Here is a 9,829-nt window from a genome sequence, read left to right on the forward strand (position 1 = left end):
AAAGATCTTTCAGGTTAACTATACGTTTCAGTATAAAAAAGATGGTCAAATCACCAATAAAGAAGTTATTTTTTATTGTGTGAAACATCTTCTAATTTTTAGCTAGCAATAGTTTTTAAAAATTCTTGATTCAAATCATCAAATGGCAAAATACGACTAATGACGACTAATCGAGATATTTTTTCAGAAGGATCTTGCCATGAAGAACCATAATCGAAACCAACAACTTTATGTACTCCTTGAACAATCAAACGTTGCGGGTTATCTTTAATCGCTAATACACCTTTATACCGTAACATGTCATTACCATATTGCTCAACCAAGTTTTCCATAAATGAACCTATCTTTTTCAAATCAAGTTCGCCAGCTTCAAAAAGATAGGAGCAGATATTATCTGTCCATGATTGAATTTGATTTTGTAATGGAAGAATTTTAAAGTTAGTTTCAATTTTTTTTAATGGATTGATAACAAAAAAACCTTTATTAATGATTAAATCATCATTTAAATCGAATGAATGAATATCAATCCATTGTGATTTTGGTATTTGTCCATTTATCGCAACAATGATTGCAGCTTTATTATTAATTTTATTAATTCTACTAATAATCTCATTTTTTTGCTGTTCACTTACGCAATCAGTTTTAGTAACGATAATTCGATCAGCAAATCCAATCTGTGAAAGCGCTACTCGATGTTCATTTAAGTGTTGCAAAATATGTTGAGCATCAACTAAAGTAATAATAGCATCAAGTTTAATCGTTTCACGAATCAAGTCGTCAATAAAAAATGTTTGAATAATCGGGGCCGGATCGGCAAGTCCTGTTGTTTCAATAATAAGACGATCAAATGTTAATTCACCAGCTATGCGCTGTGCATGTAATTTATGAAGCGCATCAGTAAGCTCACCTTGTACGGTGCAGCAGATGCAACCATTGGTCATCTCAACAATTTGAATATCGCAATGGGTATTTAATAAATCGCTATCAAGATTTATTTGACCAAATTCATTTTCAATAATGATTATTTTTTCGTTACGATTATTTTCTAATAAATAATTGATTAATGTCGTTTTACCTGAACCGAGAAATCCTGTTAATAAAGTGACAGGTAGCGGTTGTAAAATAATTGGGTTTGTCATTTGTTATCTCTAAATTTTAGCAACATTTAAATCCACCTTTACCACCATAACGTGCATCTTGTCGTTCTTTAAAAAATTCCTCATAAGTCATAGGCGTTTGTTCAGGATGGGTTAGTTTCATGTGTTGAACATAATTATCATAATCAGGGATTCCGACCATAAGCTTAGCAGCTTGGCCGAGATATTTTCCTGCTTTGGCAAGTGAATCGAACATGTTATATCTCTTAATTATTTTGAATAAGAATATTAGAAGTTCTAATTTTTTCTCGTAAGCGACTGTATTAATAATTAACACATTTTCAATATAAGGTGCTATCTAAATTGAGTCAATCCTTGATTTTAAGTAATTTATAACATTACATAAAAATCGACAATATTATTGAATAATAATCGATAAAATTTTTCCTAAACTCTTTTAATGAATTAAATATATTTTACTAAATTGATTTATATATTATTAAATAACTTTTATAATATTAACCAATTTATTATTTATTAGAGTTTTATAATGGAAAAGTTTCTCCTTAAAGGTCCAACTTCTTTAAACGGTGAAGTTATTATTTCAGGTGCTAAAAACGCGGCTTTGCCTATATTATTTGCGGCTATTTTAGCTGAAAAGCCTGTAGAGCTAAAAAATGTACCTAAATTAAAAGATATTGATACTACACTAGAGCTATTAAATCAGTTAGGTGTGGAATGTCAACGCAATGGTTCTGTCCACCTTAATGCGGCTCATCTTAATAATTATTGCGCACCTTATGAATTAGTAAAAACTATGCGTGCTTCCATTTGGGCATTAGGACCATTAGTTGCCCGTTTTGGTCAAGGTCAGGTTTCATTACCTGGTGGTTGTGCGATTGGCGCAAGACCTGTTGATCTTCATATTACTGGGCTTCAACAATTAGGTGCAACAATTATTTTGGATGAAGGATATGTTAAAGCTACTGTAGATGGTCGATTAAAAGGCGCTCATATTGTTATGGATAAAGTGAGTGTTGGCGCTACAGTGACAATTATGTCTGCTGCAACTTTAGCCGAAGGTAAAACGGTAATTGAGAATGCAGCATGTGAGCCAGAAATTGTTGATACAGCTAAATTCTTAAATATGCTTGGTGCTAAAATTACCGGTGCAGGAACAATGCGCATTGAAATTGAAGGCGTTGAAAGTTTAGGTGGTGGTACGCATGAAATTGTTTCAGATCGAATTGAAACAGGGACTTTTTTAGTAGCTGCTGCTATTTCAAAAGGAAAAATTACTTGTCGTAAAACTGATCCAAACCTGCTTGATGCTGTCATATCAAAATTAAAAGAAGCGGGTGCACATATTGAAGTCGGTGACGATTGGATTTGTTTAGATATGCAAAATAAACGAGCAAAAGCTGTAAATATTCATACTGCCCCGCATCCCGGTTTTCCTACAGATATGCAAGCACAATTTTCATTATTAAATATGGTTGCTGAAGGTACTGGAATTATTAAAGAAACGATTTTTGAAAATCGATTTATGCATGTGCCAGAATTAATCCGTATGGGTGCTAGAGCAGAAATTGAAGGTAATACATTAATTACTCATGGTGTTGAAAAACTCAGTGGTACACAAGTAATGGCGACAGATTTGCGAGCGTCAGCAAGTTTAGTGTTGGCTGGTTGTATTGCAGAAGGTTCTACAATTGTTGACCGTATTTACCACATTGATAGAGGTTATGACAATATTGAAGAAAAACTAGGAAGTTTAGGAGCCAATATTGAAAGGGTGAAATAAAATTCATCATAATTAAAACTTAAATAAGTTATTTATTGGTTGAAAGGAGTACAATAATGATGAAACAAGCACTAGTCTTTTTATCTGAAGGTTGTGAAGAAACAGAAGCAGTAACAACAATTGATTTACTCACCAGAGCTGACATTAAGGTCATAACTGCTAGTATTTCAAATTGTTGTGAAGTTAAATGCTCTCGTGGAGTAACAATTTTAGCCCAAAAAACTATTTCAGAAATTCAAAATGAAAATTTTGATGTGGTTATTTTACCTGGTGGTGTGAAAGGCGCAGAAAATTTTCGAGATTGTTCGTTATTAATCGAAATATTGAAAAAAATTCATCAGGCTGGTGGTGTTATAGCGGCAATTTGTGCTTCTCCTGCAATAGTTCTGCAACATCACAATTTATTTCCAAATGCATATATGACAGGTTACCCATCTACTAAAAGTGCATTTAAACTTTGGAAAACGGATAGAGTATATTTTGATGAGCAAAATAAAGTTATTACTAGTCAAGGTCCTGCGACATCAATTGATTTTGCTTTAAAAATTATTGATGTTTTGGTAGGGCAAAAAAAGGCAGCAGAGGTTGCTCAGCAATTAGTCCTTCCAGTGGGAGTTGAATCCTATCAATAAAAAGGTACCAAATGTCAAACTCACATTTGTACGAAAAATTAGTTAAAAGAGCAACATTAATTGCTGTTTTAATGTCTATCTTTCTAATTTTTATAAAATTTATTACCTGTTGGATAACAGGTTCAATAAGTTTATTTGCATCATTGTTAGACTCAAGTATTGATTTACTTGCTTCTGGTCTTAATTTCTTTTTGGTACGTTATGCTTTAAAACCGGCTGACGATGATCATACCTTTGGTCATGGTAAAGCTGAATCACTTGCAGCGCTAGCGCAAAGTACATTTATTATAGGTTCGGCGACAATTTTATTACTTTCAAGTATTAAGTCTATTGTTCATCCTAGTGAACTACAAGCACCATTGTTGGGAATTACTGTTTCTGCCATATCTACGGTAATTACTTCTATACTTGTTTTATACCAAAGACATGTTGTAAAACTTACTCAAAGTAAGGCCATCCAAGCTGATATGCTACATTATTCTTCTGATATGTTAATGAATATTGCAGTTATCATTGCTCTCTTTTTAAGTTGGTATGGAATTTCTTTTGCAGATGCTGCATTTGCATTCTTGATTGCTTTATATATTTGTTATAATGCTTATAAGATTTCTTACAATGCGATACAGGATTTACTTGATAGAGCATTACCAGAAAGTGATAACGAGAAAATTGCTAATATTGTTGAATCATATCCGAATGTTCATGGTTTTCATGATTTAAAAACTAGGCAAGCAGGTCCCATAAAATTTATTCAATTGCATATAGAACTTGATGATAATATGCCTTTAGTTAAAGCACACGCTATAGCTGATTCAATAGAAAAGCATATTGCTGAGATCTTTTCTCCTGCAACAGTAATTATTCATCAAGATCCAATTTCTGTTGTACCAATTGAAACGACACGGTAGAAAAAAACACCAAAATACCTTTTATCATCTATTGTTAGAAATCTGTTAAGACTCTATAATAATCAAAAGTTAATTATTAGGAGTTATTTTCTATGATAAAAAAAATAGGTATTTTAACTAGTGGTGGTGATGCACCAGGGATGAATGCAGCCATACGAGGAGTAGTTAGAACTGCTTTAACGGAAGGGTTAGAAGTTTTTGGTATTTATGATGGTTACTTAGGTCTTTGTGAAGATCGAATTACTAAGTTAGAACGTTCTAGCGTGTCAGATATCATTACTCGTGGTGGTACATTTCTCGGTTCTGCTAGATTCCCAGAATTTAAAGATAAAGCAGTAAGACAAAAAGCTATTGAAAATTTGAAAAAACATCAAATTGATGCTTTAGTCGTGATTGGTGGTGATGGTTCTTATATGGGGGCTATGCGTTTAACAGAAGAAGGTTTCCCATGTATTGGTTTACCAGGTACCATTGATAATGATATTCGCGGAACCGATTATACGATTGGTTATTTCACCGCACTAAGTACTGCTGTTGAAGCTATTGATAGATTACGTGATACCTGTTCTTCACACCATAGAATATCTGTGATTGAAATTATGGGGCGAGATTGTGGTGATTTAACATTAAATGCTGCAGTTGCTGGTGGTTGTGAATTCATGATTATTCCAGAAATGTCTTATACGAAAGAAGATTTAATCGAAGAAATTAAATTAGGTTTTGCAAAAGGTAAAAAACATGCAATTGTAACCGTTACAGAGCATATGTGTGATGTTAACCAGCTTGCAGCAGACATTGAAGCAGCTGTTCACCATGAGACTCGTGCAACAGTATTAGGTCATGTTCAACGAGGTGGTTCTCCTGTTCCTTACGATCGTATTTTAGGTTCACGCATGGGTGCTTATGCTGTTGAATTATTACAACAAGGTCATGCAGGAAGATGTGTAGGCGTTCAAAATGGTAAATTGGTACATCATGATATAATCGACGCTATTAATAATATGAAGCGTCCATTTGATGTAGATCTTTATAATACTGCAAAACGTTTATTTTAGTTATTAATATTATGTCGATTAAATAATCTGCATAGCTATAAATAATAATAAAACATTTTTAAGAATTGAATGATTGATAGAACGTATTTTCAATCATTCATTTATTAACTTTTTTCTTAATGTTCAGCTAATTTACATACTATCAATAAACTTAATTTATCTTTTTGATAACAATTTTATATTCTTTTGTTGATATGTATTTTTTTATTCAGTTTATTAACTTTCAAATTCCAAATAATAGTTTAAATAGCAGGAAAACATTATGTCATTGAGTTATTTAGAAGATAACGAACGCTTTTATGTCTGTGATACAAATAATAAACAGATAGCCGAGATGACTTTTACTCGAGTAGGAGAGAATCAAGCTACTATCAATCACACTTACATAGATCCCGATTATCGAGGTCAAGGTATTGCTGAGAAATTATTAGATCTTGTTGTCAAAAAATTACAACAAGAAAACCGTAAAATTATTCCTATTTGCTCTTTTGCTATTAAAAAATTGAACAAACAAAATTAAATCTACTAACTTAAATAATTTACAGATTTTAATTAACAAATTGTCAAGTTTTATTTTAAATATTATTTTTTTAAATGTTAGTTCCAGTTATTTGAATATGTGCTAATGTATAACTATATATATCTTAGCATAGTATTTTGATTTTAAGATGGAATCTGCCAAACCTCAAAAAATTTATTCTATTCACGTATTGCGTGGTGTTGCAATTATTATGATTGTTTTTAGCCACTGTTTAGGTGTGTTTAAAAACTCTAGTCTAATTGCGAATAGTTATTTATTCTCTTTTTTAAATTTGTTTGCATTTAATTTCACAACTTTTTTTGTGTTAATTGCTGGTTTTTTGTTTCAACATTTGACATACAAATATGATACTAAAACATACTATTTATCAAAATTTAAAACAGTAGTATGCCCTTATATTTCAGTGTCTATTTTTTGTTTTTTCTTTTATCACTATCAATATCTATCGGGATTACCATGGTACTCCTCAACTGAACCTAGCATTATCAGCTCAATAATTAAAATGATGTTAACTGGCACGCAGCTTTTACCTTTGTGGTTTATGCCAATGATAATTATTGTATACCTAATGGGACCACTTCTTTTTTATTGGTCGAAAAAGAATTTAATTGTGGCAGGTCTAATAGCTATGTTTTGGGTGGTAATGTTTACTAAACCTGATTTTACAAAGCCACTTCTAAACTTGTTACATTATGGTCCAGTTTATTTAATTGGTATGATGCTTAAACAAAATTATGAAACTATTATGAAATCTGTGAAAGATAACTTGTTATTAATTATCTTTCTTTTCGGTTTATGTTTTTTTATTCCATTTGCCTATCGTTATATGGATTATTTTGGTATTCAAAATCTTTATTTTGATACTTTGCAAAAAATTATTTTATTTATACTTGCCCTTTATTTTTTAGATGGATTAAATCATAAAGTAAATGAAGGAAAGATTTATAAATTCTTTTCTTATATGGCAAACGTGAGTTTTCCTATCTATTTCATTCATGAAATTATAGTTATAGAACTTGAGCGTCAGCTTTCTATGTCACCAATGGGTGATATTATTAAGACAAGTAATGGTGAATTAGCATCATTAGGAGCAATTAGCTTTTTAGTTTCAACTTTAGTGATAAGTGTTATCATTGCTAACATAATAAAATTAGTTTTCAAAGATAAAGCAAAATATCTTATTGGAGGAATGCGTTAAAAACAGATTTAATAAACTTACAACGTTAACAGTTTTAAAATAAATTTGCTTATTTAGCGTCCCTATGAGTCCATTAGATAAGAAAATATCTGAAGCTTATTATATATTGAATATTATTTTCACATTAGCAGAAAAAACTACCACCCATTAATTATCATATGGGTGGCACTTAATCTTTCCAAAAATAACTTTTTTACTGATTGTAATAAAACTATCCGATTAGCCAGTTTAGTATCATTATATAAATATTGATAAGAAAAACTTTGAGCATTGAATAATGTAAAACATGGTCAGTAATAACCAGAGCATTAAAAAATTATGTTCTTATATAATTTTTATATACAATTTTATTCGATTAAATGCTTTTCTACTAAAAACTACAAAAGCCTAGTAGTCATCTAATCTTTTCGTTCTATTATTTATCTCAAAAATTAGAAAAATGCGTGCATAGTTAAATTTCACTTGGTTTGTGTGTGTAAAGTAATGTTTTTTATTGTTTAATTTTTATTTTTATTACTAGTTTGAAAGGTTTTCCATAAAAGAATTAGGACAAAAAAAATGCAAACAGAAAAAAAATAGCAATAAACACTTGCAGTAAAATTTAAAGTGCCTATAATGCGCATCCACTGACACGGCGTCAGCGACAAGCAGACAAGATAGTGTGAGTGAGCAAGGTCAAAAATTTTGAAAAAAGATCTTGACGAATAAAAAGGTGTGGCGTAGTATACGCATCCCTTGAGACAGCAAACTGAGCGATAAGCTTAGTTAACTTAAAAAAGCTGTCAGCTCTTTAAAAAGAAGAAACAGACAATCTGTGTGGGCACTTGCGAGACGAAAGATTAAAGTCTACGGACTAAAAAAATTAAGTCTTGATAAGTGACACTGAAGATTCATTTGAATATGTCAGAGACAGTTATTGAGCATCAAACTTTAAATTGAAGAGTTTGATCATGGCTCAGATTGAACGCTGGCGGCAGGCTTAACACATGCAAGTCGAACGGTAACATGAGTGCTTGCACTTGATGACGAGTGGCGGACGGGTGAGTAAAGTATGGGGATCTGCCGAATGGAGGGGGACAACAGTTGGAAACGACTGCTAATACCGCATAAAGTTGAGAGACCAAAGCATGGGACTTACGGGCCATGCGCCATTCGATGAACCCATATGGGATTAGCTAGTTGGTAGGGTAATGGCTTACCAAGGCGACGATCTCTAGCTGGTCTGAGAGGATGACCAGCCACACTGGAACTGAGACACGGTCCAGACTCCTACGGGAGGCAGCAGTGGGGAATATTGCACAATGGGGGGAACCCTGATGCAGCCATGCCGCGTGTATGAAGAAGGCCTTCGGGTTGTAAAGTACTTTCGGTGATGAGGAAGGTGGTGTATCTAATAGGTGCATCAATTGACGTTAATTACAGAAGAAGCACCGGCTAACTCCGTGCCAGCAGCCGCGGTAATACGGAGGGTGCGAGCGTTAATCGGAATGACTGGGCGTAAAGGGCATGTAGGCGGATAATTAAGTTAGGTGTGAAAGCCCTGGGCTCAACCTAGGAATTGCACTTAAAACTGGTTAACTAGAGTATTGTAGAGGAAGGTAGAATTCCACGTGTAGCGGTGAAATGCGTAGAGATGTGGAGGAATACCGGTGGCGAAGGCGGCCTTCTGGACAGATACTGACGCTGAGATGCGAAAGCGTGGGGAGCAAACAGGATTAGATACCCTGGTAGTCCACGCTGTAAACGATGTCGATTTGGAGTTTGTTGCCCTGAGTGATGGGCTCCGAAGCTAACGCGATAAATCGACCGCCTGGGGAGTACGGCCGCAAGGTTAAAACTCAAATGAATTGACGGGGGCCCGCACAAGCGGTGGAGCATGTGGTTTAATTCGATGCAACGCGAAGAACCTTACCTGGTCTTGACATCCACAGAATCTTGCAGAGATGCGAGAGTGCCTTCGGGAACTGTGAGACAGGTGCTGCATGGCTGTCGTCAGCTCGTGTTGTGAAATGTTGGGTTAAGTCCCGCAACGAGCGCAACCCTTATCCTTTGTTGCCATTGGTTCGGCCGGGAACTCAAAGGAGACTGCCGTTGATAAAGCGGAGGAAGGTGGGGACGACGTCAAGTCATCATGGCCCTTACGACCAGGGCTACACACGTGCTACAATGGCGTATACAAAGGGAGGCGACCTCGCGAGAGCAAGCGGACCTCATAAAGTACGTCTAAGTCCGGATTGGAGTCTGCAACTCGACTCCATGAAGTCGGAATCGCTAGTAATCGTGAATCAGAATGTCACGGTGAATACGTTCCCGGGCCTTGTACACACCGCCCGTCACACCATGGGAGTGGGTTGCACCAGAAGTAGATAGCTTAACCTTCGGGGGGGCGTTTACCACGGTGTGGTCCATGACTGGGGTGAAGTCGTAACAAGGTAACCGTAGGGGAACCTGCGGTTGGATCACCTCCTTACGAAGCGCTCGTAAGTGTTCACACAGATTGTTTGTTTATTAAAGAAGAAGTGATTAAGTCCCCTTCGTCTAGAGGCCTAGGACATCGCCCTTTCACGGCGGTAACAGGGGTTCGAATCCCCTAG

8 protein-coding genes and 1 rRNA gene are annotated in these 9,829 nt (G+C 34.8%); 7 read left to right on the top strand and 2 right to left on the bottom strand.

What is annotated here, in order from left to right; translation table 11 throughout:
* Positions 1 to 98 precede the first annotated feature (98 nt).
* Both H3T96_RS07660 and H3T96_RS07665 read right to left on the bottom strand, forming a co-directional pair.
* Positions 99 to 1,139, bottom strand: a complete 1,041-nt coding sequence (locus tag H3T96_RS07660; RefSeq protein WP_198248626.1) for a GTP-binding protein — start codon at positions 1,137 to 1,139, stop codon at positions 99 to 101.
* Positions 1,140 to 1,155: 16 nt separating this feature from the next.
* On the bottom strand, positions 1,156 to 1,353 hold the full coding sequence (locus H3T96_RS07665) for a YbdD/YjiX family protein (protein ID WP_025314505.1): 198 nt from the start codon (positions 1,351 to 1,353) through the stop codon (positions 1,156 to 1,158).
* Positions 1,354 to 1,647: 294 nt separating this feature from the next.
* Here H3T96_RS07665 and murA point away from each other — a divergent pair, with 294 nt between their 5' ends.
* The 7 genes from murA (at position 1,648) to H3T96_RS07700 (ending at position 9,705) form a co-directional block, all read left to right on the top strand.
* Positions 1,648 to 2,901 (top strand): UDP-N-acetylglucosamine 1-carboxyvinyltransferase, encoded by a 1,254-nt coding sequence (gene murA, locus H3T96_RS07670; protein ID WP_144091960.1) that lies wholly within the window; start codon positions 1,648 to 1,650, stop codon positions 2,899 to 2,901.
* 56 nt (positions 2,902 to 2,957) lie between these two features.
* Positions 2,958 to 3,533 carry a DJ-1 family glyoxalase III gene (locus tag H3T96_RS07675; protein ID WP_144091959.1) on the top strand — a complete coding sequence of 192 codons (576 nt, stop codon included), beginning with the start codon at positions 2,958 to 2,960 and terminating at the stop codon, positions 3,531 to 3,533.
* Positions 3,534 to 3,544: 11 nt separating this feature from the next.
* A complete protein-coding gene (locus H3T96_RS07680) occupies positions 3,545 to 4,441 on the top strand; it encodes a cation diffusion facilitator family transporter (RefSeq protein ID WP_144091958.1) in 897 nt (298 codons plus the stop codon).
* A 92-nt stretch (positions 4,442 to 4,533) separates the two neighbouring features.
* Positions 4,534 to 5,496: a 6-phosphofructokinase gene (gene pfkA, locus H3T96_RS07685; RefSeq protein ID WP_039126051.1), complete on the top strand. Its 963-nt coding sequence runs from the start codon at positions 4,534 to 4,536 to the stop codon at positions 5,494 to 5,496.
* A gap of 262 nt (positions 5,497 to 5,758) precedes the next feature.
* Entirely contained in the window at positions 5,759 to 6,016 is a 258-nt protein-coding gene (locus tag H3T96_RS07690) for a GNAT family N-acetyltransferase (RefSeq protein WP_086327142.1), read from the top strand.
* 148 nt (positions 6,017 to 6,164) lie between these two features.
* Positions 6,165 to 7,235: an acyltransferase gene (locus H3T96_RS07695; protein ID WP_144091957.1), complete on the top strand. Its 1,071-nt coding sequence runs from the start codon at positions 6,165 to 6,167 to the stop codon at positions 7,233 to 7,235.
* A gap of 932 nt (positions 7,236 to 8,167) precedes the next feature.
* A 16S ribosomal RNA gene (locus H3T96_RS07700) occupies positions 8,168 to 9,705 on the top strand.
* Positions 9,706 to 9,829 lie beyond the last annotated feature (124 nt).

The organism is Gilliamella sp. W8136 (genome assembly GCF_016101285.1).
In the GTDB taxonomy this organism is placed as follows: domain Bacteria; phylum Pseudomonadota; class Gammaproteobacteria; order Enterobacterales; family Orbaceae; genus Gilliamella; species Gilliamella apicola_N.